The organism is Bosea sp. BIWAKO-01 (genome assembly GCF_001748145.1).
GTDB lineage: Bacteria > Pseudomonadota > Alphaproteobacteria > Rhizobiales > Beijerinckiaceae > Allobosea.
In genome coordinates this window covers 1356191-1379861 of sequence record NZ_BCQA01000001.1, presented here as the reverse complement: position 1 = coordinate 1379861, position 23671 = coordinate 1356191, and the positions used below count along the sequence as shown (strand labels likewise).

At 66.2% G+C, this 23671-nt stretch carries 23 protein-coding genes; 19 read left to right on the top strand and 4 right to left on the bottom strand.

From position 1 onward, the window contains the following. Positions 1 to 3: 3 nt before the first annotated feature. Genes BIWAKO_RS06285 through lpdA form a run of 3 tightly spaced genes read left to right on the top strand, consistent with a single transcriptional unit; the run spans position 4 to position 3735 of the window. A complete protein-coding gene (locus BIWAKO_RS06285; protein WP_069877808.1) occupies positions 4 to 1020 on the top strand; it encodes an alpha-ketoacid dehydrogenase subunit beta in 1017 nt (338 codons plus the stop codon). Next, positions 1020 to 2333, top strand: coding sequence for a dihydrolipoamide acetyltransferase family protein (locus BIWAKO_RS06280; RefSeq protein ID WP_069877807.1), 1314 nt, complete (start codon positions 1020 to 1022; stop codon positions 2331 to 2333). Before BIWAKO_RS06285 ends, BIWAKO_RS06280 begins: the two co-directional genes overlap by 1 nt. Positions 2334 to 2337: 4 nt before the next feature. Further along, a complete protein-coding gene (gene lpdA / locus BIWAKO_RS06275) occupies positions 2338 to 3735 on the top strand; it encodes a dihydrolipoyl dehydrogenase (protein WP_069882219.1) in 1398 nt (465 codons plus the stop codon). An 83-nt stretch (positions 3736 to 3818) separates the two neighbouring features. Here lpdA and BIWAKO_RS06270 read toward each other — a convergent pair whose 3' ends face one another. The 4 genes from BIWAKO_RS06270 to BIWAKO_RS35880 form a co-directional block, all read right to left on the bottom strand. Beyond that, positions 3819 to 5237 carry an ATP-binding protein gene (locus BIWAKO_RS06270; RefSeq protein ID WP_069877806.1) on the bottom strand — a complete coding sequence of 473 codons (1419 nt, stop codon included), beginning with the start codon at positions 5235 to 5237 and terminating at the stop codon, positions 3819 to 3821. A gap of 4 nt (positions 5238 to 5241) precedes the next feature. After that, a complete protein-coding gene (locus tag BIWAKO_RS06265; RefSeq protein ID WP_069877805.1) occupies positions 5242 to 5898 on the bottom strand; it encodes a response regulator transcription factor in 657 nt (218 codons plus the stop codon). Beyond that, positions 5898 to 6569 carry a PepSY domain-containing protein gene (locus tag BIWAKO_RS35885; RefSeq protein ID WP_176733275.1) on the bottom strand — a complete coding sequence of 224 codons (672 nt, stop codon included), beginning with the start codon at positions 6567 to 6569 and terminating at the stop codon, positions 5898 to 5900. Before BIWAKO_RS35885 ends, BIWAKO_RS06265 begins: the two co-directional genes overlap by 1 nt. Before the next feature lie 324 nt (positions 6570 to 6893). Continuing rightward, positions 6894 to 7646, bottom strand: a complete 753-nt coding sequence (locus BIWAKO_RS35880) for a hypothetical protein (protein WP_210185084.1) — start codon at positions 7644 to 7646, stop codon at positions 6894 to 6896. A 171-nt stretch (positions 7647 to 7817) separates the two neighbouring features. Between BIWAKO_RS35880 and BIWAKO_RS06245 the strand changes: the two genes are divergently transcribed. The 16 genes from BIWAKO_RS06245 (at position 7818) to BIWAKO_RS06170 (ending at position 23645) form a co-directional block, all read left to right on the top strand. After that, positions 7818 to 9371, top strand: coding sequence for a sensor histidine kinase (locus tag BIWAKO_RS06245; RefSeq protein WP_084651184.1), 1554 nt, complete (start codon positions 7818 to 7820; stop codon positions 9369 to 9371). Then, entirely contained in the window at positions 9368 to 9967 is a 600-nt protein-coding gene (locus BIWAKO_RS06240) for a response regulator transcription factor (RefSeq protein WP_069877802.1), read from the top strand. The genes BIWAKO_RS06245 and BIWAKO_RS06240 overlap by 4 nt, the downstream gene beginning before the upstream one ends. A 135-nt stretch (positions 9968 to 10102) precedes the next feature. Next, positions 10103 to 10591 (top strand): GlcG/HbpS family heme-binding protein, encoded by a 489-nt coding sequence (locus BIWAKO_RS06235; RefSeq protein ID WP_069877801.1) that lies wholly within the window; start codon positions 10103 to 10105, stop codon positions 10589 to 10591. Between the two features lie 70 nt (positions 10592 to 10661). Then, positions 10662 to 11351, top strand: a complete 690-nt coding sequence (locus BIWAKO_RS06230; RefSeq protein WP_069877800.1) for an ankyrin repeat domain-containing protein — start codon at positions 10662 to 10664, stop codon at positions 11349 to 11351. Between the two features lie 110 nt (positions 11352 to 11461). Next, on the top strand, positions 11462 to 11920 hold the full coding sequence (locus BIWAKO_RS35255; protein WP_141740003.1) for a hypothetical protein: 459 nt from the start codon (positions 11462 to 11464) through the stop codon (positions 11918 to 11920). 424 nt (positions 11921 to 12344) lie between these two features. Next, positions 12345 to 13163 carry a transporter substrate-binding domain-containing protein gene (locus tag BIWAKO_RS06220; RefSeq protein WP_069877798.1) on the top strand — a complete coding sequence of 273 codons (819 nt, stop codon included), beginning with the start codon at positions 12345 to 12347 and terminating at the stop codon, positions 13161 to 13163. 68 nt (positions 13164 to 13231) lie between these two features. Continuing rightward, on the top strand, positions 13232 to 13912 hold the full coding sequence (locus BIWAKO_RS06215) for an amino acid ABC transporter permease (RefSeq protein ID WP_069877797.1): 681 nt from the start codon (positions 13232 to 13234) through the stop codon (positions 13910 to 13912). Further along, positions 13909 to 14565 (top strand): amino acid ABC transporter permease, encoded by a 657-nt coding sequence (locus BIWAKO_RS06210; RefSeq protein ID WP_069877796.1) that lies wholly within the window; start codon positions 13909 to 13911, stop codon positions 14563 to 14565. The genes BIWAKO_RS06215 and BIWAKO_RS06210 overlap by 4 nt, the downstream gene beginning before the upstream one ends. Next, the gene (locus tag BIWAKO_RS06205) at positions 14546 to 15274 is read left to right on the top strand and encodes an amino acid ABC transporter ATP-binding protein (RefSeq protein WP_069877795.1); all 729 of its coding nucleotides are present in this window, start codon (positions 14546 to 14548) and stop codon (positions 15272 to 15274) included. Before BIWAKO_RS06210 ends, BIWAKO_RS06205 begins: the two co-directional genes overlap by 20 nt. 2 nt (positions 15275 to 15276) lie before the next feature. Next, positions 15277 to 16299: a LacI family DNA-binding transcriptional regulator gene (locus BIWAKO_RS06200; RefSeq protein WP_069877794.1), complete on the top strand. Its 1023-nt coding sequence runs from the start codon at positions 15277 to 15279 to the stop codon at positions 16297 to 16299. After that, complete coding sequence (locus BIWAKO_RS06195) at positions 16292 to 17884, top strand: acyl CoA:acetate/3-ketoacid CoA transferase (RefSeq protein ID WP_069877793.1); 1593 nt, start codon at positions 16292 to 16294, stop codon at positions 17882 to 17884. The genes BIWAKO_RS06200 and BIWAKO_RS06195 overlap by 8 nt, the downstream gene beginning before the upstream one ends. Then, positions 17881 to 18654: an enoyl-CoA hydratase/isomerase family protein gene (locus BIWAKO_RS06190; protein ID WP_069877792.1), complete on the top strand. Its 774-nt coding sequence runs from the start codon at positions 17881 to 17883 to the stop codon at positions 18652 to 18654. The genes BIWAKO_RS06195 and BIWAKO_RS06190 overlap by 4 nt, the downstream gene beginning before the upstream one ends. A gap of 3 nt (positions 18655 to 18657) precedes the next feature. Further along, entirely contained in the window at positions 18658 to 19413 is a 756-nt protein-coding gene (locus BIWAKO_RS06185; protein WP_069877791.1) for a 3-ketoacyl-ACP reductase, read from the top strand. A 17-nt stretch (positions 19414 to 19430) separates the two neighbouring features. Further along, complete coding sequence (locus BIWAKO_RS06180; RefSeq protein WP_069877790.1) at positions 19431 to 20591, top strand: dihydrodipicolinate synthase family protein; 1161 nt, start codon at positions 19431 to 19433, stop codon at positions 20589 to 20591. Positions 20592 to 20622: 31 nt separating this feature from the next. Next, positions 20623 to 21756: an AGE family epimerase/isomerase gene (locus tag BIWAKO_RS06175; protein ID WP_176733272.1), complete on the top strand. Its 1134-nt coding sequence runs from the start codon at positions 20623 to 20625 to the stop codon at positions 21754 to 21756. 311 nt (positions 21757 to 22067) lie between these two features. After that, positions 22068 to 23645: a class I SAM-dependent methyltransferase gene (locus BIWAKO_RS06170; RefSeq protein ID WP_069877788.1), complete on the top strand. Its 1578-nt coding sequence runs from the start codon at positions 22068 to 22070 to the stop codon at positions 23643 to 23645. Positions 23646 to 23671: the final 26 nt, after the last annotated feature.

The window sequence follows — 23671 nt, the reverse complement described above, 5'->3', positions numbered from 1 at the left end:
GCGATGGCTCGAATGACGATGATCGAGGCGATCCGTTCGGCGCTCGATGTCTCGATGGGCCGCGACGAGAATGTCGTGGTCTATGGCGAGGATGTCGGCTTCTTCGGCGGCGTGTTTCGATGCACCCATGGCCTGCAGCAGAAATACGGGGTGAACCGCTGCTTCGACGCTCCGATCAACGAACTCGGCATCGTCGGCACGGCAGTCGGCATGGCGGCCTATGGCCTGCGCCCCTGCGTCGAGATCCAGTTCGCCGACTACATGTATCCGGCTTACGATCAGATCGTCTCGGAGGCGGCCAGGCTGCGCTACCGTTCGGCCGGCGATTTCACCTGTCCGCTGGTGATCCGCATGCCGACCGGCGGCGGCATCTTCGGCGGCCAGACGCATAGCCAGAGCCCGGAGGCGCTCTTCACCCATGTTTCCGGGCTGAAGACTGTGGTGCCCTCCAATCCGCATGATGCCAAGGGCCTCTTGATTGCCGCAATCGAGGATCCCGATCCCGTCATCTTCCTCGAACCGAAGCGGCTCTATAACGGCCCGTTCGACGGTCATCACGATCGCCCGGTGACACCCTGGTCCAAGCATGAGCTGAGCGAGGTGCCTGACGGCCATTTCGTGCTGCCGCTCGGCAAGGCCGCGATCCGGCGCGAGGGCGCGAGCGTCACCATCATCGCCTATGGCACCATGGTTCATGTCGCCGAGGCAGCCACCGAAGAAACCGGCATCGACGCCGAGGTCATCGATCTGCGCAGCCTGCTGCCGCTCGACCTCGATACGATCGTGGCCTCCGTGCGCAAGACAGGCCGCTGCATTGTCCTGCACGAGGCGACGCTGACCTCGGGGTTCGGCGCAGAGCTCACAGCCCTGGTGCAGGAGCATTGCTTCTACCATCTCGAGGCGCCCGTCATGCGCGTCGCCGGCTGGGACACTCCCTATCCGCATGCCCAGGAATGGGCCTATTTCCCCGGCCCGGCGCGCGTCGGCGCCGCCCTGCGCGAGATCATGGAGAGCCGGTGATGGCGGAACGGGTCATCAAGCTTCCGGATGTCGGCGAGGGCATTGCCGAGGCCGAGCTCGTCGAGTGGCACGTCAAGGTCGGCGACATCGTGCGCGAGGACGATCTCCTTGCAGCCGTCATGACCGACAAGGCGACAGTCGAGATTCCGTCACCGGTCGAGGGCGAGGTGGTCTGGGTCGGTGCCGATATCGGCGACACCGTCGCGATCGGCTCGGCGCTGGTCCGGCTGAAGGTTGCCGGCGAAGGTGCGGCGGATGCCGGCGAGGCGGAGGGGAACGAGGCTCCCGAGCCGGTTGCTGTCGAGAAACCCGCCGCTGCACCGAAGAAAGAAGCGCAGGCTTCCGCACTGGTTAAGCCGGCCGAGATCAAACCCGCTGCACCGCCCCTGCCGCGGGCCGTCTCTTCTCCCACGCTGAGCGTCGCACCGAGGCGGCAGGCCGGCGAGAAGCCGCTCGCCTCGCCAGCGGTCCGACTGAAGGCGCGCGAGGCCGGGATCGACCTGCGCCAGGTCGTGGGCTCCGGCCAAGGCGGGCGCATCACTCACGAGGACCTCGACAGCTTCGCGCTGCGCGGTCCCGAGGCCGAACGTGCGCCAGGATTGGCGCGAAGGACCGCGGTCACCGACGTCAAGATCGTCGGCCTGCGCCGCAAGATTGCCGAGAAGATGGCGCTGTCCAAGGCGCGCATTCCGCACATTACCATCGTCGAGGAAGTCGACGTCAGCGCCCTCGAGGACTTGCGCGCCGTCCTCAACAAGAAGCCGACGCCGGAGCGACCGAAGCTGACGCTCCTGCCCTTCGTGATGCGGGCGCTCGTCAAGGCGCTGGCCGAGCAGCCGAACCTGAACGCGCTGTTCGACGACGAGGCCGGGATCGTTCACCAACATGCCGGCATCCATATCGGTATCGCGACCCAGACTCCGACCGGGCTGATCGTGCCGGTCGTGAAACATGCCGAGGCTCGTGATCTCTGGGACTGCGCCCGGGAACTCGGCCGCCTCGCCGAACGGGGACGCGAAGGCATCGCGACCCGGGACGAATTGACGGGTTCCACAATCACGGTCACATCGCTCGGTGCGCTCGGCGGTATCGCCACCACGCCGGTGATCAACCACCCCGAGGTCGCCATCGTCGGCGTCAACAAGATGATGATCCGGCCGATGTGGAACGGCACGAGCTTCGTCCCGCGAAAGATGATGAATCTGTCGTCGAGCTTCGACCATCGTGTCATCGATGGCTGGGATGCGGCCGTCTTCGTGCAGCGGCTCAAGGAGCTTCTGGAAAACCCGGCAACGCTCTTCGTGGATGCCTGACGCCATGACCGAGATCACCTGCAAATTGCTTGTCATCGGCGCGGGCCCGGGCGGTTATGTCTGCGCCATCAGGGCCGGCCAGCTCGGCATCGACACGGTGATCGTCGAGAGCACGAAGCTCGGCGGCAGCTGCCTCAATGTCGGCTGCATTCCGTCCAAGGCGCTGATCCATGTCGCCGACGAATATGAGAAGCTGGCCACGGCCGCGCAGGGCAAGACACCGTTCGGGCTCACGGCCTCGGCGCCGGCGCTCGATTTCAAGCAGGCCATCGGCTGGAAGGACGGGATCGTCCAGCGCCTGAACAACGGCGTCGCCGCGCTCTTGCGCAAGTCCAAGGTCAAGATCGTGCATGGCCGGGCTCGCTTTCGCGACGGCAAGACCGTTGCCGTCGAGACCGAGACGGGCCCGAAGCTGATCCGGGCCGAAACAATCGTCATCGCCACTGGCTCTGCACCGGTCGAGCTGCCCTTCCTGCCCTTTGGCGGCACCGTGATCTCGTCGACTCAGGCATTGTCGCTGCCCGCGGTTCCGGGGCGGCTGGCGGTCGTCGGAGCCGGCTATATCGGCCTGGAACTGGGGATCGCCTTTGCGAAGCTCGGTTCGCGGGTCACCCTCGTCGAGGCGTTGCCAAGGATTCTTCCGCTTTACGATGCCGAGTTGACCGCGCCGGTCGAGAGATCGCTGTCGAGGCTCGGCGTCGAGCTTCTGCTCGGGGCGAAGGCGCGCGGTGCGGTTCCTGACGGCAAGTCCCTGCTGGTCGAAACGGTGGAAGGCGCGGAGCGGCGGATCCCGGCGGACGCGATACTCGTCACCGTTGGCCGCAAGCCGGTGCTGTCCGATCTCGGGCTCGAGGAACTGGTGCTAGACATGGATGGCAGCTTCATCCGCATCGGCGAGCGCTGCGAGACCTCGATGCGCGGTATCCATGCGATCGGGGATGTCACCGGCGAGCCGATGCTGGCACACCGCGCCATGGCGCAAGGCGAGTTGGTGGCGGAGATCGTCGCAGGGCTGCCGCGCGCCTGGGACAAGCGCTGCATTCCGGCGATCTGCTTCACCGATCCGGAGATCGTCTCGGCCGGTCTTTCACCGGACGAGGCGCGTCGAGCCGGCTTCGAAATCAAGACCGGGCAGTTTCCGCTTGCTGCCAGCGGCCGCGCGATGACGCTCCACAGCGAGCAGGGCTTTGTCCGCATCGTCGCCCAGGCCAATACCCATGTGATCCTGGGTATCCAGGCGGTCGGGCAATCCGTCTCCGAACTCAGCGCGGCCTTTGGGCTCGCCATCGAAATGGGCGCAACGCTCGAGGATATCGCGGGAACGATCCACGCTCATCCGACGCTCGGCGAAGCCGTGCAGGAGGCGGCGCTGAAGGCGCTCGGCCACGCCATCCATATCTGAAGCGATCGAGGCCGTGACTGTGCTTCGGCCTGGGCTTCACTGCGCTGAAGTGGTTCTGCCCGGGGTCATGTCGGCTGCGCGGCCTAGTGGATGACTGCAGGTCTCAGCTTCACCACAGCCTCTCCCTGCTTTCGTTCGCCGCGCCGGGGCGGTTCGATTTCGAACGAGATGGCGCAGCCGGTTTCAGTGTCGGCGATGACGAGTTCCCGACCGTATTCGGCCAATGTATCCGATACGATCGCAAGACCCAGACCTGACGAATGGTGACTGTCCGGAGCGAAGTGGACACCGCGCTGCAGGACCAGTTGGCGTCGGTCTCCCGGCACGCCGGGCCCGTCATCGCTGACCGAGAGAACGGTGCCGCCGCCGTCATTGGTGTGGACCTGCACCGTGACGGCACTGCGCGCCCATTTGCGGGCATTGTCGAGCAGGTTGCCGACGACCTCGGCGAAATCGTCGGTTTCCATGGCAGCGCTGGCGTTTTCGGGAATCTCGACGCTCCAGGTGATGCTGTTGGCGCTGTCGATGCGGCTCATCAGATCGACCAGCCGGTCGACGATCGGCAGCACGAGCGTCCTCACGCTGACCGCCTGTATCGCACCGTGGGTCCGCGCCCGTGCAAGCTCGCGCTCGACATGCGCACTGATCGCTTCGCATTGTTCACGCAGGATGGCCGCATGCGCGTGCTGTCCGGACCGCTCCAGGCGTGCCACTTCGCTCGACAGGATCGTGAGCGGCGTCTTCAGTCCGTGTGCCAATAGGCCCGCCCTGTCACGCGCCTTGCGCACCAGCTCATCCTGGCGATCGAGCAGCCTGTTCAGATCATCGACCAGCGGCTTGATTTCCTCCGGAAGCGTCCCTGTCAGGCGGGACGTGCGGCCTTCGCGCACGGCGGTGAGGCTCGCGCGCAACTGGTGAAGGGGCCGCAGGCCGAACCGCATCTGCAGCCAGGCCCCACCGATCAGCAATAATGCGAGCAGGAACAGGATCTTCGCGACATCGAGGGAGAAGGCATGGCGCAATTCGCCGATGTCGGCATGGTCAAGCGCGACAGCGAGATGGAATGTCCGCGGGCCATTGGCGCCGTCGAGCCTGACCGCGCGTTCGAGCACATAGAGCTCGGAATTGTTCGGCCCGTCGATCTCGAACGCGCCCTTGCTCTTCTCCTCCCCCTTGACCGTGCTCGTATCGAGGATCTGGTCCCAGAGCGAGCGCGAACGCAGATGCTGCACCTCCCCCTCGCTGATCTGCCAGTAGGCGCCGCCATAAGGCAGCTGATAGCGCGCATCGGCGAGATCGTGGTTGATCAGTGGGTTGCCGTCCGCATCGAGCTCGAACGCCTTGGCGAGTTCACTGGAGCGGATCTCCAGCTCAATCGCGATACGCTTCAGGACATGCTGTTCGAACACCAGGATGAGAGCCGCGCCTGCAGCCGCGAGCGTCACGGCAATCGTCAGGGCTGCGATCATCAGAATGCGTTTGCGGATCGAGCCCGAGCTCATCGACTCAGCTCCCGATGATGTAGCCGTGACCACGCCGGGTGCCGATCGTCTCGGCCCCAACTTTCCGGCGCAAGCGCCCGACCAGCACTTCGACGGCGTTGCTGTCGGGTTCATGATCGCCGCCATAGACGTGATCGATCAGCTCGCCCTGCGACACGACCCGGCCCTGATTATGCACGAGGTAGCGCAGCAGCCGGTATTCCAAGGGAGACAGCTCGACATTGCGCCCGCCGACCGCAACCGTTCTGCGGCGCGTGTCGATGTTGAGGTCACGATAGACCAGTTGAGGCGTCAGGTGACCTCCGGTCCTGCGAATGAGTGCGCCGACCCGGGCGACGAGTTCTTCCGCCTGAAAAGGCTTGGGCAGATAGTCGTCGGCGCCAGCGTCGATTCCTTCGACGCGCTCCATCCAGGCGCCGCGCGCGGTGAGGATCAGTATGGGGGTCCTGACCGAGGCTGCCCGCAGCTTGCGCACAACCGAGAGCCCGTCGAGCTTCGGCAGGCCGAGGTCGAGCACGAGCGCATCGAAATCGTCCGTCTCGGCGCGAAACCAGGCGGCCTCACCGTCATGGACGACTTCCGGAACATAGCCCGCTTCCGCAAGCGCGGAGGCGACATCGTCGGCTATGCGCCGCTCGTCCTCCACGACGAGAATTCTCATCATCGCCTCCGCATTTGGAGGATCCGGTTGCGCCTGGCATCGACCACGACTTCGCGGTAGCGGCCTGTGCCGTCGAGAACCAGTAATTCATAGCGCCATTCGCCCGTCGACGCGAGGCGCAGATCGACCTCGAGCACGTCACCGGGAACAGCCGCGCGCACCACCGACAGGACGGCGCCGAGCGACACGACCTGTCCGCCCTGGGTTGCTTGGCGCGCGAAGTCGGCGCTCGTATTGCCCCAGTGCTGGCCGGTGCTGACCGCATCTTCACCGTTCCTGCCGCCACGACCCGAGCGACCGCGCTGATTGTCTCCCGAATTCTGGCTCGCGGCGGATCCACCGTCATTGCCTGATCTGCCGCTGCCGGAATTGCTTCCGCTGTTGCCGGAACCTCCACCGCCGCTGCCACCAGCGGAGCCGCCTCCGCCTCCGCCGGAGCCGCCGCCCCCACCGGAACCGCCACCTCCGCCTCCGGAACCACCTCCACCTCCAGAGCCTCCGCCACCGCCGCCGCCTCCGGAGCCACCACCGCCGCCGCCACCGCCCCCATCGCCGCCGCCGTCTTTGGCGAGAGCGGGAACAATCCAGGCCGGGCTTGTCGCGACGAGCGTAAACGCGACCAAGAGGGCCGGAATCGCGCGCCAGAAGGCGATGTTGCGTGAATGTCGCATGGTAACTTCCGAGGCTACGACACCCAAGCTGACATTTCGCTGACGGGCCGCGTCAGGCTGGGGAGGTTCGAGGGCGCGCAAACTCTGCTTCGTCACCGGGGAGAGAATGATCAGCGGTGGCTATGGCAAGGAGATACGACCATGACATTGCGATCACTTATGCTGGCAACCACCATCCTAGTGGCAACCACCGGCTCGCAAGGCGTTAGTGCCGCCATCAGTGACGACAGCTCGCTTCAACTACAGAGCACTGCCTCCCTGGAGACAGCTATCCTGGCCCGAAGCGGTGAGGACCAAAGCGCTTCCACAGATCACAATCGCGCGTCATCCAATGACGGAGTAGCCCGCATCATCCTGGCGGCCGGCGGCGGCGATGGTGGCGGTGGTGGTGGTGGTGGCGGTGGCGGCGGCTCCGGAGGTGGCGGTTCCGGCGGTGGCAGCGGCGGCGGCTCCGGAGGTGGCGGTTCCGGTGGTGGCAGCGGCGGCGGCTCTGGCGGAGGCAGCGGTGGAAGTGGCAGCGGCGGCGGCGGCTCCAGTGGCGGCGGCGGTCGTGGCGGCGACAGCGGTGGCGGCCTTGGCGGTTCGTCGAGCGGCGGCAGCAGCGCTGCCGATAGTCGTGGCCGAGGCGCGGATGGTGGAGCCAGCCATGCCCGGGGCGGTCGCGGTGCAGATGACGGCGTCGGCCATGCTCGGCATGGACGCGGGGCGGATGATGCGGTCGGCCATGCGCGGCAGGGCCGTGGCGCGGACAATGCCGTCGGTCAGGCGCGGCGCGGGCGCGGGGCGGATGACCCGGCCGGCCATGTGCGGCAGGGACGTGGCGCGGACGATGCCGTCGGCCAGGCGCGGCGCGGGCGCGGGGCGGATGACCCGGCTGGCCATGTGCGGCAGGGACGTGGCGCGGACGATGCCGTCGGCCAGGCTCGGCGCGGGCGTGGGGCGGATGACCCGGCCGGCCATGTGCGGCAGGGACGCGGGGCAGACAATCCGGTTGGCGACGTGCGTCGCGCCCGCGGCGCCGATGACCCGGCGGGGCATATTCGGGGTGGCCGCAGGGCGGATGACCAGCCTGGTCATCTCTGAGACAGACCGATGCGCGAGGCCGCACGCCGCCTCGCGCATCGTCCAGTGTACCGTCGACAAGCAGGACGGTGGAGAGGCCGGCTGTCTCGGCCTGAGGGGCGCAGAGAGCGCGACGGTGACGGCAGAGGGCTTGCGCGATAGGTTGGCCTGAACTAGGCGCACCTCGTGAAGCAACGTTTCCTCGCTTTTCTCGGATTGTGGATACCGCTCGCGCTCATCGCCCTTGCCTTGGTGGCTGGTGCCGAGTTCGTCCGGGTGCGGGACGGGCTTGAGCGCGATGGCGGTACGTTGCACCGCATCCTGTCGCAGCGCGTCGATCAGCATGACGCCCATCTCACCAGCCTCGCAGCGGTCCTCGCAAGCTCGGGCGCGTCATCCGCAACCTTCCAGGCCGTGGTGGAGGCGATGCAGCGCTTCTACCCCCGCATCGCTGCCGTCGCCCTGATCAGTTTCACGGGATCCTCCGAGATGGCGTCCGGCAGCCCCCCAGCTGCTCTCCGGGATTTCGAGATGGCGGCGCTGGCGGAAAGGCTCCGCGAGCTCGGAGCCGGGCAGGCCGGGACAGTCGCCAGCCGGACGGGGACGCCGTTCTATGCGCTGGTCAAGCGCCTCCCTGACAATGCTTCCGAAGTCGGCGCGCTCGTCCTGGTGATCGACGGCAAGCTCCTCGTCGAACCAGAGGGCGGCCTGCCGCACGAGATCGCCCTCGTGCTTCGGGATGGTGCCGGAACGGTCCTCGTACAGACCGGCGCAACCCTTCCCCATCAGGGAGTGATCCCCCGTCTCTCCTATGAAGGGGCCCTTGGCAGTCGGTCACAGCCGCTCGTGCTGCACCTCGCAGGGCAGCCGGTACTGGCGGACCTCCTCCCGCCGCGGACCGCATTCGTGGTTCTGACCGCGACGGGGCTCGCGGCCTTCCTGCTCTTGGTGATCCTGCGCGAGAGACGACGTACCGCGGGCGCGAGGGAGGCCATGCGCCTGCACCAGCATGAGGCCCGGCTGGCCCATGCGATGCGGGTCAACACAGTCGGTGAAATGGCGTCCGGTATCGCCCATGAGATAACTCAGCCCCTGACGGCGATCCTCAGCCAGAGCCAGGCGGGCCTTCGCCTGGCCCGGTCGGAAGCGAAGACCCCCGACGAACTCGTGGGCGTGCTTGAAGCGAATGTCCGTCACGCGCGAAGGGCGGGCGAGATATTGGAACGGCTGAGGACTTATGTCTCACGCCGCGATCCAGTCCGGCAGCCTGCCGATCTCAACCAGATTACCCGCAATGTCGTCGAGTTGGTCCAGCGCGACCTGCAGGAGCGCGCGATCACGCTGCGGTTGGAACTGAGCTCCATTCCGCCATGGGCGGTGGTGGACCGCGTTTCCATCGAACAGGTCGTGCATAATCTCGTTCGAAACGCCGCGGAGGCGCTCGACGCCATGCCGGAGGAGCGGCGCGTGATCACAATCACGGTCCGGGAGGTTGCAGGGGAGGCCGAGATTTCGGTCGCGGATCAGGGCAGCGGCATCGCGGATGCCGATATGGCACGCCTCTTCGAGCCGTTCTTTACCACCAAGAGCGGCGGAATGGGCCTTGGCCTGCCCTTATGCGAGCGCTTGGTCGAAAGCGCGGGCGGGCGCATCGAAGTCCGGAACGGAGCGTCGAGTGGGGCCGTCTTCACGATCCGTCTTCCCGCCTGGGTCGCGGAGCGGAAGGTTGCTGCGGAATGAAACCGGCTGCACGCACGGTCTATCTGGTCGATGACGACAGCGATGTCAGGGAAGCGCTGACCCTGCTCTTGAAGACCATGGGATTCGCCGCGAAGCCGTTTTCGAGCGCGCAGGCTTTCCTTGATCGTCCGGATCCGCGGCAGGATGGCTGCGTGGTCGTCGATATCCGCATGCCGGGGGTTTCGGGGCTGCAGCTGCTCGAACGGATGGCCACTGAGGCAGCGCGCATGCCGACGGTTGTGATCACCGGCCACGGCGATGTCAGCGCCTGCCGGCGTGCATTCAAGGCGGGGGCCGTCGATTTCCTGACCAAGCCGGTCGATGAGCAGGTTCTGCTCGAGGCGATCGAGGCCGGTTTCGCGCAGCGCGACGACCTCAGCCGGGATCAGGCAGAGAGGACCGAACGGGCTGCTCTCCTCGCCCGCCTGACTCCACGCGAGCGCGAAATTCTCGATCTGGTCGCGCAGGGCCGGTCGACCAAGGAGATCGCACGCTCGCTCGACCTCTCGCCTCGCACGGTCGAGACCCATCGTGCCAATATTGGGGAAAAGCTTGGCGCGACCTCGGTCGCCGCCATGGTGCGGGCCGCGCTTTAGGGCTCGGCCCTCCGGCAGGCCTCCGTATGATTACGGAGATGGCTCCGGCACCGCACCGATAATCTTTGCCGTCGCCTCGGGCTAACCTTCTTCCGTCGAGCACAGGGTTCGATCTTGCTCAGTACCGGAGAAATCATGTCCACGATCCGCCTTGCTGCCGCTGTGGCCCTTGCGCTTGTCCCCGCCGCCGCCGGGGCTCAGGTTCTTCAGGAGCGGAACATGCCGCTGGCCATCGCCCAGGAACTCGCTCAGGCCACAGTCGAGGCGTGCGCGGCAAAGAACTTCAATGTGACTGCAACAGTCGTTGACCGTGCCGGGCTTGTGCGCGCCATGCTTCGCGCCGATCGGGCCGGACCGCACACTGTCGAGGCCAGCCGCGCCAAGGCCTTCACCTCAGCCTCCGCCCGCAACGCCACCTCGGCGATCGCGGAAGGCGCCGAGAAGAATCCGGCAGCCCGCCATCTCGCATCTATCGAAGGCTTCCTGCTGCTCGGCGGCGGCGTGCCGGTCAAGGTCGGTGACGAGGTCATCGGCGCGGTGGGAGTCGGGGGCGCTCCTGGCGGGCATCTGGATGAAGAATGCGCCAATGCCGGCATCGAAAAGGTGAAGGCGAAGCTGCGCTGAGACTATTCTTGGGCATGTCGACGAAGGTGGCCGGCGCTTCGGCCGCCTTCGGGATTGTCGGAGTGGGGCCATGTCGAGAACGCTGTTCGCCGTCGTGATCCTCGCGGCCGCGACCCTGTCAGGCCAAATACGGGCGCAGACGCCGCCGAGTGCCGCGGAATTGTCCGTCTATCAGGGCCTCCACGCCGCCGCCGCGTCCGGCGACGTCGCCCAGGTCAGCCGCCTCGCCACGACCGGCGCTGATCTGAACGCCCGGGACGGCAACGGCCGCACACCGCTCCATGTCGCGGCCTTTCGCGGGCAGGGGGCCGTGGCGCGCGCGCTGATCGTCGCGGGAGCGAACCCGGCGCTTCTCGACCACCAGCGTTATGATGCCGTCACCATCGTGGCAGTCAGTGACGATGTGCCGACGTTGAAGGCTCTGCTGGCTGCGGGCGCGGCGGCGACCCTCGTCACCAGCCGCTATGACGGCACCGCGCTGATCGCGGCCGCCCATCTCGGTCATGAGGGCATCGTGGAAGAACTGATCAAGGCGAAGGCGCCCCTCGATCACGTCAACAATCTCGGCTGGACAGCGCTGATGGAGGCGGTGGTGCTCGGCAATGGCGGCCCACGGCATGTCGCGACCGTGCGGGCCCTGGTCGCCGCTGGCGCCAATCCCGGGATTGCGGATCGGGAAGGCCTTACGCCGCTGCAACATGCCCGCGCACGCGGCTACCAGACCATCGCCGAGGCGCTTGAAGTCAGGCGCGTTCGCTGATCTGCGCCGGGCCTGCCAAACCTCACGGACGGCTGGTTTCCGCCGGGCTCACGTCAGGCGGCCGTCCTCAGGCCTTCCGTGGCCTGGGAATCCTCGACAGGGCGAAATGAGTGGCCTGGCTGTCCGCGCGGATTATCGACGCCACGCTGGCCCTGGGCGGTGAGTGCAACGTTCCCGACCTTCTTGGCTGGAAGCGCGATCCTGCTTCAATCAGCCAAGCGGTGCTCAAGCACTTGATAGAAATCATCATTCGCGGGATCCGCAGCCAGCGCGAGTGTGGTCTCGTCCGAGGGGACACTCAGCCCTCCGGCAAACGCCTCGAACGCATGGGCCGAGTCTTCTTCCAGGAAGCAGAGCCGTATCGCCATCTTGTCCCGGGGCAGGGCGACAACGCGATAGGGGATTTCCCGCAGACTGAGCCACGCATCCATGGCGTCGAGCTTGAGGCGAAGATTCACATCGTCCGTCGTGACCAGGACGTGATGAATCCAGTGGGGGGCATCAACGACATCAAGGCATGCCATGCCAATTCCCCCAGTTCACAGATTTTCTCACCGCGCTGCTCTTAAATCTGCGATTTCTCGCTTAGGTTGTATAGAACGAATTCCTGATTGTTAACAGGATTGACGTGCCCCGCGGGGAAAATTGCGGGATGTGCACGGTCGGTTGTCGGAGTGCTCGTTCAGTCCTGGATCGACCGGCCAGGGGCGGGCTCGCTTGCTGCAGCCACAGGCGCGGTGCAGGCGCCATGACGCGAGACGCGAGACGCGAGACGCAAGCGCAGCCATCTGCGTCGCTCGCTTCACCTCAGCTGTACCCCGGATCTCCAGAATTCGAAGAGGTTCTCGGCGGCTCTTGCTGGCGAGCGGAGAGCGGTGAGCTGGATCGAAGCGTTCATGGGCTTGACTCCGATTTGACCATATGGAACGTTCCAGTTCGAAGCTGGAACGTTCTAGAAGCCCGGCTCATGGAAACGCGACATGGAGAAAGTGCATGGACGAGCATAATCCGTCACGCCGCGCCGCTTTGGGCGCGCTAGCCTTAGGGACGGCCGCCGCTGCTGCGGTCACTGCAAGCACGACGACAGCCAGCGCCTCGACGCCTGAGGAATTCACCAAGCGCGGCAGCATTGCCATCGGCGTCGTGTCGGGCGTGCCGCCTTTCGGCATCGTCAATGAGCGCGGCGAAGCATCGGGTTATGATGTCGATGTCGCCAATCTCATCGCCAAATACATGGGCGTGAAAGCGGAGATCACCGCGCTGGCGCCGCCGGCACGCATTCCAGCTTTGCAGGCCAAGCGCGTGGACCTGCTGGTCGCGACGCTCGGACCGACGCCGGAGCGCGCCAAGACCATCGTCTTCCCGATGCCTTACAGCGCCTTCCGCATGTCGATCATGGGCGCTAACGATCTGGCCGCGAAGTCTCTGGCTGATCTCGCCGGCAAGCGTGTCGCGGTTCCGCGCGGCAGCCCGCAGGACACCACACTGACGCGTATGGCGATGCCGGGTACGAACATCGTGCGCTTTGATGACGATGCGATCTGCGCCCAGGCGGTCTTCAGCCGCCAGGTCGATGCCGCGGCCCTTCCGGACACCACGGTCAATCAGATTCTGGGTCAGAACAAGGGCGCCAACGCCGAGCTCAAGTTTGCCTTCGCGCTGCAGCCCAACTCGATGGCTGTCCGCAAGGACCAGATGGAGCTGCATCAGTGGCTCAACAACACGATCTGGTTCATGAAGAACTCTGGAGAGCTCGACGAAATCTCCAAGAAGTGGCTCAACGCGCCTCTGCCGGAGCTTCCGGTCTTCTGAGCTAGCGCACCGGTGCGCCCTGGCGGCGCACCGGCTTCGTCTTCTCCCGCGATCGAAATGTCAGCACTATGCCAAGCCTCGTCTTTTCCGACGTTTGGGCGCAATTAGACACGCTCCTGAGCGGCCTTCTGCAGACCGTCTGGATCTCCGCTGTCGCAATCGTGCTCGGGGTGGTAATCGGCGTCCTGTGCGCGGTCGCGCGCAGCGCACGCAGCCGGATTCTGCGCGTTCTTGCGGCCGGATATGTCGAGGGCATGCGCAACACGCCCTTTATCGTCCAGCTCTTCCTCGTCTTCTTCGGGCTTCCCGGCCTGGGCATTCAGATCACGGCGATCCAGGCCGGGCTGATCGCGCTCACCCTCAATCTCGGCGCCTATTCGGCAGAGATCATCCGCGCTGGAATCGAGGCCACCCATCGCTCGCAGATCGAGGCTGGTGCGGCACTCGGACTGAGGCGCCGCGATATTCTGCTCCACGTCGTGCTTCTGCCGGCCCTGGAGCGGGTCTGGCCGGCGCTGTCGAGCCAGTTCGTTCTCACCATGCTCGCCTCATCGATCCTCTCCCAGATTTCCGTCGAGGAGCTGTCCTCTGCGGGAGCGCTGATCGACAGCCGCACCTATCGCTCGATGGAGGTCTACATCATCCTCGCCGGCTTCTATCTCGGCCTCACGATGCTGTTCCGCCTGAGCTTCGATCTCGCCGGCCGCTTCCTGTTCCCGCGCCGTCGCGCGGTGGCGGTGCGCCGATGATCCGTTCCTTCGGTCCTGCCGAATTCACCTTTCTTGTCGAGGCGGCGCGTTGGACCGTTCTGCTCTCGCTGCTGGCCTTCATTGGCGGCGGCGCGATCGGCATGGTCGTCGCGCTGATGCGGGTGTCGCGCAACGCCATGCTTAGGAACATCGCCGCGAGCTGGATCAGCGTGGTGCAGGGCACGCCGGTACTGATCGTGCTCTTCCTCGTCTTCTACGGCCTGCCGTTCCTCGGCTTGCGCTTTCCGCCCCTGGTCGCGGCGGCGCTCGGGATGACGGTCTATGCCAGCGCCTTCCTGGGCGACATCTGGCGAGGCTGCATCGAGGCCGTGCCGCGCCAGCAATGGGAGGCGGCGTCCTCGCTCGCACTGAAACCGGCGCAGCGCATGATCTATGTCGTGCTGCCGCAGGCCGTCAGGCTGGCGGTGCCGCCGACGGTCGGCTTCATGGTGCAGATCGTCAAGAACACCTCGGTGGCGTCGATCATCGGCTTTGTCGAGCTGACACGGGCCGGCACTCTCATGAACAACGTGACATTCCAGCCCTTCTGGGTCTTCGGCTCTGTCGCACTTCTTTACTTTGCCATGTGCTGGCCGCTGAGCGTGATGAGCCAGCGGCTCGAGAGGAGGCTCCATGCCGGTCGTCGTAGCTGAGGACGTTCGCAAGTCGTTCGGATCGCTCACCGTCCTCGACGGTGTCTCGCTGAGCGTTTCCGAAGGGGAGCTAATCGCGGTGATCGGCCGCAGCGGCTCGGGCAAGAGCACCTTCCTGCGCTGCCTGAACGGCTTGGAGACACCTGATTCCGGGCAGATCATCGTTGCCGGTCACGCGCTTGCTCCGGGTGAGGAGGCCCTGCGTGCGCTGCGCCAGGATGTCGGCATGGTGTTCCAGTCCTACAATCTCTTTCCGCACCTGACGGTCGGCAAGAACATCGAGCTGGCGCCCAGGCTGGTGAAGAAGATCGGCAAGGCCGAGGCTTCGGATATTGCCCGTTCTGTTCTCGCCGAGGTCGGGCTGGCCGAAAAATACGACGCATTCCCGGAGCAGCTCTCAGGCGGGCAGCAGCAGCGTGTCGCGATCGCGCGCAGCCTGGCCATGCGTCCCAAGGTGATGCTCTTCGACGAGGTCACATCGGCGCTCGATCCGGAATTGACGGGCGAGGTGCTCAAGGTCATGGAGGGCCTGTCGCGGTCCGGCATGACCATGCTGCTTGTCACGCACGAAATGGCCTTCGCGAGGAAAGCCGCGAGCCGGGTGGTCTATTTTCACCAGGGACGCATTCACGAGCAGGGGCCACCAGAGGAGTTCTTCGGTGCGCCGAAGACTCCGGAACTGCAGCAATTCCTCGGAGCCGTTCTCTAGCGATGTCCCGGCCCACGCTGATCGAAGTCGCGGAACAGGCGGGCGTGTCGAAGTCGACCGCTTCGCTCGCGCTACGCGGCGCCCCGGTTTCGGCCGAGGCGCGCGAGCGGGTTCAGCGTGCCGCGTCCCAGCTGGGCTACATCTATGATCGTGCCGCTGCCGCGATGCGGGGTGCTCGTTCGGGCACGATCGGGTTGATCGTCTTCGATCTTGCCAACCCCTTCTATTCGGAGCTCGCCGCCGGCGTGTCCGAGAGCCTGGAGGCCGAGGGCGCGCTCGTCCTGATCGCCGACACGCGCGAGGATTGCGCACGGCAGTCACGAATCCTGACCCGGATGCGCGAACATCGGCTCGACGGGCTGATCCTCTGTCCGTCGACCGGCAGCGATGCGTCGGAACTGAGAGCCCAGATTCCGTCCGACCTGCCGCTGGTCCAGGCGTTGCGCCATGTCGAGGGATTGGTCTCGGATTATTCCGGCGCTCAGAACGCGGCAGGGACGCAGGCCATTGGTCGCCATCTGCTGGGTCTCGGTCACAGGCACATAGCCTTTGCCGGGCATAATGACGAAACCTCGGTCCAGCGCGAACGTTTCGCCGGCCTGAGGCAGGCGACCGACGAGGCGGGGTTGCCGCCGCCGATCTCCATCGCCTGTCCCCCGACGCTCGCAGGCGGCGTGGCTGCTGCGGAGATCGTTCTGGCGTTTGGTCCGCAGCCGACAGCGCTCGTCTGCTTCAACGATCTCGTGGCGATCGGTGCGACGCTGGCGCTGGCGCAGCGCGGCATGACACCAGGCCGTGAGCTCTCGATCACCGGCTTCGACGACATCATGGAGGCGGCCTTGCGGACGCCCGCCCTGACCACGGTCGCGATCGAGCCCCGCAACCTCGGACGCAAGGCGGCCGAACTCGTGCTCGAGCGCCTCGACGATCCGAACGCGCCGCCGAAGACCTGCCTTCAACCCGCTCACCTCATCGTCCGGAACACGACGGGCGCCCCCTCCCTCCCTGGACATCGCCATGTCTAAATCTGTCATCACCGCGCAGGCCGCGGCCCGTCTGATCCCCGACGACGCCGTCGTCAGCGTCTCATCCTCGTCGGGGTTGAACTGCCCCGACGCCGTGCTCAAGGCGATCGGCGAACGCTTCAAGGCGGAGGGCCATCCGCGCAATCTGACGACGCTGCACCCGATCGCCGCCGGCGACATGTACGGCATCGACGGCATCGACCATCTCGCACAGCCCGGCCTGCTCAGTGCGATCCTGGCCGGCTCCTATCCGTCCGGCCCGTCCTCGCTTCCGTCCCCGCGGATCTGGTCGATGATCGGCAGCAATGAGGTTGCCGCCTGGAACGTTCCATCCGGAATTCTCTTCGACATGCACCGCGATGTCGCGGCACGACGAGCCGGTGTTCTCACCAAGGTCGGGCTCGACACCTTCGTCGACCCGCGCCGCCATGGCTGCGCGATGAACGACGCGGCACGCGCCCGCGCGCCGGTGGTGAACGTCGTCGCGTTCGGGGGCGAGGAGTGGCTGCACTTCCCCAACATCGTACCGAAGGTCGCGATCATCCGCGGCACGACCGCCGATGAACGCGGCAATATCAGCATGGAACATGAGGGCGCACCGCTCGGCGCGCTCGACCAGGCCATGGCTGTCCGCAACCATGGCGGCATCGTCATCGCCCAGGTGAAGCGTATCGTCGCAACCGGTTCGCTGCCGACGCGCCAGGTTGTGGTGCCGGGACATCTTGTCGACCACGTCGTCGTCGACCCCGACCAGCGCCAGACCACCGGAATCGACTATGATCCCGCGATCAGCGGCGAGGTCCGCGTGCCGGCTTCGGCCTTCGAACTGCCGGAGTTCGGCATCGAGACCGTGATCGCCCGGCGCGCGGCGATGGTGCTGCGCTCGGGCTGGGCAGTGAATCTCGGCTTCGGCGTCTCGGCCGTGGTTCCACGCGTGCTGCTCGCCGAAGGGCAGGCCGACAGCGTCACCTGGGCGATTGAGCAGGGTGCGGTCGGCGGCATGCCTTTGACAGGCTTCGCTTTCGGATGCGCGGCCAATGCCGACGCGATCCTGCCTTCGCCCCAGCAGTTCACCTATTTCCAGGGGGGTGGCTTCGATTGCGCGCTGCTCTCCTTCCTCCAGGTTTCCGCCGCGGGCGACGTCAATGTCTCGCGGCTGGGGTCGAGGCCCTATCTCACGGCTGGCGCCGGTGGGTTCGTCGACATCACGGCTCACGCCAAGCGCGTTGTCTTCAGCGGGACCTTCACCACGGGTGGGCTCGACGTTGCGATTGCCGATGGCGGTTTGACCATCAAGCGCGAGGGCAAGCTCAGAAAGTTCGTGCCGGAGGCCGAGCATGTCACCTTCAGCGGCCGCCGCAGCCGAAGCGTCGGCACGGACGTGCTCTATGTCACCGAGCGCTGCGTGTTGCGCCTCACCGATGAGGGGCCGGAGGTGATCGAGATCGCCAACGGCATCGACCTGAAGCGCGACGTTCTGGAGCAGGCTGACATTCCGCTGAAGGTCGCCGCCGATCTCAGGCCGATGGATCCTCGCCTGTTCGATCCGGCCCCGATGGGCCTCGTCCTTGGAGCCAGGCCATGAGCGAAGAGCTTTCATTCGACATCCACGGACCTGTCGCCAGCATCACATTGCGGCGCGCGGCCAAGCTCAATGCCTTGACGCCGGCGATGCTCGACGGACTGATCCGTGCCTGCGACGCCATCGAGGCCGACCCGGCTATTCGCTGTGCCGTGCTGCTGGCGGAGGGCAAGGCCTTCTGCGCGGGGGCCGATATCAACGCCTGGTCGGGCCTGACGGCGATCGAGATGTGGCAGCGCTGGATCGTGCCCGGTCATTCCGCGTTTGGCCGTCTCGCTGCGTTGCGCGTTCCGACGCTCGCGGTCGTCGAGGGCGCCTGCTTTGGTGGCGGCCTCGAACTCGCGCTGTGCTGCGATATCAGGATTGCGTCGCATCAGGCGATGTTCGCGATGCCTGAGGTTTCGATAGGGACACTGCCGGGCTGGGGCGGAACCGGGCGCTTGCCGCGCGCAGTCGGGCTGCCTCGCGCCAAGCAGATGATCTTCTCCGGTGAGCGGATCGATGCGGCGCGGGCGGAAAGCTGGGGTCTCGTCAACGGTGTCTTCGAAGGCGAAGGGGCACGCGCCGAGGCGTCGCGCCTGGCGGAGCTGATCGCGGGACGCGCACCAGTCGCGGTCGCGGCTGCGAAGCTCGCGCTCTCGGTGCATGAGAACGATGCGCCGTCACGCGCGCTCGAGGCGCTGGGCGGAGCGATCGCGTCGGCGACGCAGGATGCGCGCGAGGGGCTGGCATCATTCCGTGAGAAGCGGGCTCCGAACTGGCAGGGGCTCTGAGACATGGCGGTCGCCAGCGTCACGGGAGCAGGCCGCGGCATCGGTCAGGCCATCGCCATCGCGCTGGCCAGGGCCGGCTTCGATCTCGTCCTGAACGATCTCAGCGAAGAGGCATTGGCCGAGACCGCGGCGGCTGTCGTCGCGTGCGGTCGTCGCCATGCGCTGGTCGCCGGTGATATCGGAGCAGACGCTGCGCGGATCGGCGACAGCATGGCCGGCGCGCTTGGCCCGCTGCATTGCCATGTCAACAATGCCGGCGTGCCGATGCGCCAGCGCGGAGACCTTCTCGAAGGCGGCGCTGACGAGTTCGATCATGTGATGGGGATCAACCTGCGCGGCACGTTCCTGCTGACGCAGGCGATCGCCCGGCGCATGGCCGGCGAGGCTGAGCTGCCGGAGACCGCGCGCAGCATCATCACCGTTACCTCTGCGAGCGCGGTTCTGGCGTCACCCGAGCGCGGTGCATATTGCATCTCCAAGGCGGGCGCCTCGATGATGGTCAAGCTCTTTGCCTTGCGGCTCGCCGAACATGGCATCATGTGCCACGAGATTCGACCCGGCGTGATCCGCACGCCGATGACAGCGCCCGTCTCTGCTCGCTATGACGCGATGATCGCCGACGGCCTGACCCCGGTTGCCCGCTGGGGCGAGGGCGAGGATGTGGCTCGTACCGTCACCTCCCTTGCGACCGGCGCACTCCCCTTCAGCACGGGCGACGCCTTCCATGTCGATGGCGGGCTCCATCTCCACCGCTTGTGACAGCGCCGAGGTCTTCAATGCCGAACCTTGTCCTACCCGTCGCGCCTGGGCGCAGCGAAACCTTCACCCTGTCGCCGGCGCGCGCCTTCGAGCGGCACGAGGGCCCGTTCGCACGCGTGGCCTATGCTGCGCCCCATGTCGTGGTGGATGCATTGGCTGAGCACGATCCCTGGCTCGACGCAGCGATCGACTGGGAGCGCACCATCGCCTTCCGTCGGCACCTCTGGTCGCTGGGTCTTGGTGTCGCCGAAGCGATGGATACCGCGCAGCGCGGCATGGGACTTGGCTGGCCCTCAGCGCTGGAGCTCATCCGCCGCAGCGTCGAAGCGAGCCGGGATTTTCCGGGGGCGCTGATCGCTTCGGGCGTCGGAACCGACCATCTTGAGCCGGGTCCGGGCGTCACGGTCGATGACGTGCTGCGGGCCTATGAGACCCAGTGCGAGGCCGTCGAAGCGCTCGGTGGGCGCATCATCCTGATGGCGTCGCGCGCGCTGGCCGCCGCGGCACGCGAACCGGCCGATTATGCCCGCGTCTATGGGCGCATCCTGTCGCAGGTGCGCGAGCCGGTCGTCCTACACTGGCTGGGCGACATGTTCGATCCCGCCCTCGCAGGATATTGGGGTGGGGCCGAATTCGAGACCACCATGGTTACAGTGCTCGACATCATCGCTGCCCATGCCGACAAGGTTGCCGGCATCAAGATCTCCCTGCTCGACAAGGACAAGGAGATCCTGATGCGCCGCCGCCTGCCGGCCGGGGTGCGCATGTTCACCGGGGACGACTTCAACTACGCCGAGCTGATCGAGGGAGACGAGCAGGGGCACTCCGATGCGTTGCTTGGCATCTTCAATCCGATTGCGCCGGCTGTGAATGCTGCGCTGGGGGATCTTGCGCGCGGTGAGCAGGAGTGCTTTCGCAGAACATTGGCGGCGACCGTTCCGCTCAGCCGCGAAATCTTCACGGCCCCGACACGTTTCTACAAGACGGGTGTGGTCTTCATCGCCTGGCTCAACGGTCATCAGGACCATTTCACAATGCTGGGCGGGCAGGAGAGCACGCGCTCCATCCTGCATCTCTCGCGTGTCTTCAGACTGGCCGATCAGGCCGGCGTCCTGATCGATCCCGAGAAGGCAACCGCACGGATGCGGCATCTGCTGGCGACACATGGCGTGGCTTGAAAACGTGACGATGAATTCTGCGGCAGCCGGAATGCCTGATTTCGCTTCTCCCAGAGGCCGCGCCGGACGGTGGCTGACCGAGGAGCTGCTTCCGGGCTGGGCACGGAGTGCCCGTCATCCCGCCGGCGGCTTCGTGAGCGGGCTGTCGGCATCCGGCGAGCCCTTGATCGGACAGCCGCGGATGCTGCTGGTCCAGGCTCGCCTAGCCTACAGCTTTGCAGTGGCACACAAGCTCGGCGCGCCGGGCGACTGGGCGCTGACCGCGGCGAAGGAGGCCTTCGCTGTGATCGTCGATGCGTTGCGCTCGGCCGATGGCGGCTTCAGGCAAAGCACCGGGCCCGAAGGGGCGACCCGCGACTTCTACGATCATGCCTTCGTCGCCTTCGCCTCTGCCTGGATGGAGCACGCGACCGGCGATGCCGGCTATCGTTCCGTTCTGCGCGAGACCATCGCCTTTCTTGACGATCGGATGGCTCATCCTGCCGGCGGCTATCGCGAGAGCCTCGAGCCCTCCGCTGCGCCGCGTCGCCAGAATCCTCATATGCACCTGCTCGAGGCGCTGCTTGCCGCATGCCGGGTCACCGGCGAAGCCGAGTGGCTGCTGCGCGCACGGGGCATCGTCGATCTCTTCCTGGCGCATTTCTTCGACGCGCGCACGGGTTCGCTGATCGAATTCATGACCGAGGACCTGGCGCCCTGCCCTGGGGAAAAGGGCGACTGGCGCGAGCCGGGGCACCATTTCGAATGGGTCTGGCTCCTGCTCGAGTACCATGCTCTCTCTGGCGATGAGCGGGTGCTTGCTCCCATCGACCGGCTCTACGCTTCGGCGATGCAGCATGGCGTTCGGGGCTTCGCGGATGGTCGGACGGGGGTCATCGAGGCGATGAGCGCGGCAGGTGACCCTCTGTCTCTCGATCGTCTGCTGTGGCCGCAGACCGAGTATGTGAAGGCCGAGATCGCGCGGGCGCGGCATTTCGGCGACAGCGACGCGGCGAAGCGCGCGGAACGTCACTTCACGGAGATCCGCGAGCTCTTCTTCGGCAACGGCGCATTGCTCTGGGCGAACCGCCTCTGTCCTGACGGTGGTTCGCGCGAGGACATCGTCCCGACGCGCGTCCTCTACCATGTCGCCTTTGCGGCGGCGGAACTGGAGCGCGGCGCCTGATCCGCCCTCCTGACGGCTGAAGTCGCGACGTTTCGCGCGGCGTCGAGTTCCGTGAAGCGAGAAGGATCTTCTCCGCGCCCGAGGGGCGCGCGGGGCGGGCTGAACCACACCCAGCCAGTGCGCGAGCGACGGCGATGGGCTGTCTGCTCGCTTGCATGACATGCCCGGGGGCGATCTGACGCCGAGGCGCTGGCCATAGGGTTGCAGTTGCCCGGTTTGCAGGCTCAGTATGATCCCGCTCTGGCTGCGGGCGACACGGGGTATGCAAGACCCGTTGGGCGTCCGGCATGGTGTCGGTGACGAGGGGGCGGATGAGCGCGGGCGACCCAGCAGATCCAAGCCCCGTTGCCGAGCGCGCTGGACCCGGCGGCGATGCCAGCGATTATGACGACTTCCCGTATCTCTCGCTGCCGATCGCCTACACCTATCCCGCGACGCTCGGCGCGCTTGCGACCCTCCATGGTCTCGACGCTCCTGCGGCTGAGCCCGCGCGCGTGCTGGAGCTCGGCTGTGCGTCGGGGGGTAATCTCATCCCGATGGCCGCGCGTTTCCCGTGCTCCCGCTTCGTCGGGATCGATCTGTCCTCACGACAGATCGCGGACGGGCGCCGCAGGATCGCTGGGCTGGGCCTTGGCAATATCGAGCTGATCGAGGCCGATCTCGCTAATACCGGCAGCGCCCGCGGGCATTTCGAGTATGTGATTTGCCACGGTGTGTTCAGCTGGGTTCCGGGGCATGTGCAGGATGCGATCCTGCGCATGATCGAGGCGTCGCTTGCCGATAACGGCATCGCGGCCGTCAGCTACAATGTTCTGCCGGGCTGGCATCTGCGCAGCCCGGTCCGCGACATCCTGTGCAGCCAGGTCGGCAACAGGGGCACGCCGCGGGAGCGCGTCGAGCGGGCCCGCGCGGTCCTCGAAACCCTGCGGAGCGCGACTGCGGGAGGTTTTGCTTTTGGGCAGATCATGCGCGCGGAAGCGGCACGCCTGCTGCGGATGCCGGGCTCCTATCTGCTGGGCGAGTTCCTGGCCGAGCATAACGCGCCGTGCTCGTTCGGCGACTTCATGGAGCGGGCGGGCAGGCACGGGCTGGGTTTCCTGTGTGAAGCCGACCTCGATGCCGATGCTCGCGAGCTGCTTGCACCAGGCATGCGGGGCAGGATCGCGGAACTGGCGGTGCAGGAGCCAATGCGGGCGGGCGCGTTGCTCGACCAATATGGCGGCAGGCCGTTCCGGCGCTCACTGCTCGTCAAGGCAGGCGCGGCCCGCGCGATCCGCGCGCCGACGCTGGCCGATCTCCGCCACCTCCATGTCTCGATGCGACTCGAGCGGATGGCGCCGGCAGCCGGCGGGACGGCATCGTTCAAGGATGCGCGGGGGCGCCGACTGGGGACCAGATGCGCGGCTGTTGCGCAAGCACTGTTCCGCTTGGCCGAAGCATGGCCGGGTACGCTTCCGGTCACCGAGCTCGCGGCCGGGGGGGAGGGGACCAAAGTCGCGCGCGTGCTCATGAGCCTCATCCAGGAAGGCCGAGCAGAGCTGTCTCTGTTGGCGCTCTCGGTCGGACGGGAAGACGCGTCACGCCCCGTTGCCTGGCCGCTTGCGCGAGCGGAGGCGGCCTTCGGGCTTCCGTCGGTGACCGGTTTGCGCCACGTCGCGGTTCATCTGACGAAAATGGGACGAGCGATCACCGCACGGCTGGACGGCACGATGGACAGGGCCGCGCTGGCGCAATGGCTGGCCGGCGAGATTGCCGCCGATCAGGGCCAGTTTCACGAAACCGGGGAGCCTGCATCTTGGAGTAATGAGCAGGAACTGCTGGCGATGGCCCGCCGGCATATCGACGAAACGATCGCCCATCTCGCCAGCGGCTCTGTGCTGCTGGCGTAGCCGTAGCAACAATACGCGCGCTGAAG

Bases quoted from the DNA above. Each gene is read 5' to 3' on its own strand.
- BIWAKO_RS06270 (WP_069877806.1), bottom strand. From the start codon at position 5,237: ATGAGCTCGGGCTCGATCCGCAAACGCATTCTGATGATCGCAGCCCTG.
- BIWAKO_RS06220 (WP_069877798.1), top strand. From the start codon at position 12,345: ATGGACGAGCATAATCCGTCACGCCGCGCCGCTTTGGGCGCGCTAGCC.
- BIWAKO_RS06235 (WP_069877801.1), top strand. From the start codon at position 10,103: ATGTCCACGATCCGCCTTGCTGCCGCTGTGGCCCTTGCGCTTGTCCCC.
- BIWAKO_RS06205 (WP_069877795.1), top strand. From the start codon at position 14,546: ATGCCGGTCGTCGTAGCTGAGGACGTTCGCAAGTCGTTCGGATCGCTC.
- BIWAKO_RS35885 (WP_176733275.1), bottom strand. From the start codon at position 6,569: ATGCGACATTCACGCAACATCGCCTTCTGGCGCGCGATTCCGGCCCTC.
- BIWAKO_RS06195 (WP_069877793.1), top strand. From the start codon at position 16,292: ATGTCTAAATCTGTCATCACCGCGCAGGCCGCGGCCCGTCTGATCCCC.
- BIWAKO_RS06170 (WP_069877788.1), top strand. From the start codon at position 22,068: ATGAGCGCGGGCGACCCAGCAGATCCAAGCCCCGTTGCCGAGCGCGCT.
- BIWAKO_RS06265 (WP_069877805.1), bottom strand. From the start codon at position 5,898: ATGAGAATTCTCGTCGTGGAGGACGAGCGGCGCATAGCCGACGATGTC.
- BIWAKO_RS06190 (WP_069877792.1), top strand. From the start codon at position 17,881: ATGAGCGAAGAGCTTTCATTCGACATCCACGGACCTGTCGCCAGCATC.
- BIWAKO_RS06180 (WP_069877790.1), top strand. From the start codon at position 19,431: ATGCCGAACCTTGTCCTACCCGTCGCGCCTGGGCGCAGCGAAACCTTC.
- BIWAKO_RS06230 (WP_069877800.1), top strand. From the start codon at position 10,662: ATGTCGAGAACGCTGTTCGCCGTCGTGATCCTCGCGGCCGCGACCCTG.
- BIWAKO_RS35880 (WP_210185084.1), bottom strand. From the start codon at position 7,646: ATGACCAGGCTGGTCATCCGCCCTGCGGCCACCCCGAATATGCCCCGC.
- BIWAKO_RS06175 (WP_176733272.1), top strand. From the start codon at position 20,623: ATGCCTGATTTCGCTTCTCCCAGAGGCCGCGCCGGACGGTGGCTGACC.
- BIWAKO_RS06280 (WP_069877807.1), top strand. From the start codon at position 1,020: ATGGCGGAACGGGTCATCAAGCTTCCGGATGTCGGCGAGGGCATTGCC.
- BIWAKO_RS06210 (WP_069877796.1), top strand. From the start codon at position 13,909: ATGATCCGTTCCTTCGGTCCTGCCGAATTCACCTTTCTTGTCGAGGCG.
- BIWAKO_RS06215 (WP_069877797.1), top strand. From the start codon at position 13,232: ATGCCAAGCCTCGTCTTTTCCGACGTTTGGGCGCAATTAGACACGCTC.
- BIWAKO_RS06240 (WP_069877802.1), top strand. From the start codon at position 9,368: ATGAAACCGGCTGCACGCACGGTCTATCTGGTCGATGACGACAGCGAT.
- BIWAKO_RS06185 (WP_069877791.1), top strand. From the start codon at position 18,658: ATGGCGGTCGCCAGCGTCACGGGAGCAGGCCGCGGCATCGGTCAGGCC.
- BIWAKO_RS06285 (WP_069877808.1), top strand. From the start codon at position 4: ATGGCTCGAATGACGATGATCGAGGCGATCCGTTCGGCGCTCGATGTC.
- lpdA (WP_069882219.1), top strand. From the start codon at position 2,338: ATGACCGAGATCACCTGCAAATTGCTTGTCATCGGCGCGGGCCCGGGC.
- BIWAKO_RS06200 (WP_069877794.1), top strand. From the start codon at position 15,277: ATGTCCCGGCCCACGCTGATCGAAGTCGCGGAACAGGCGGGCGTGTCG.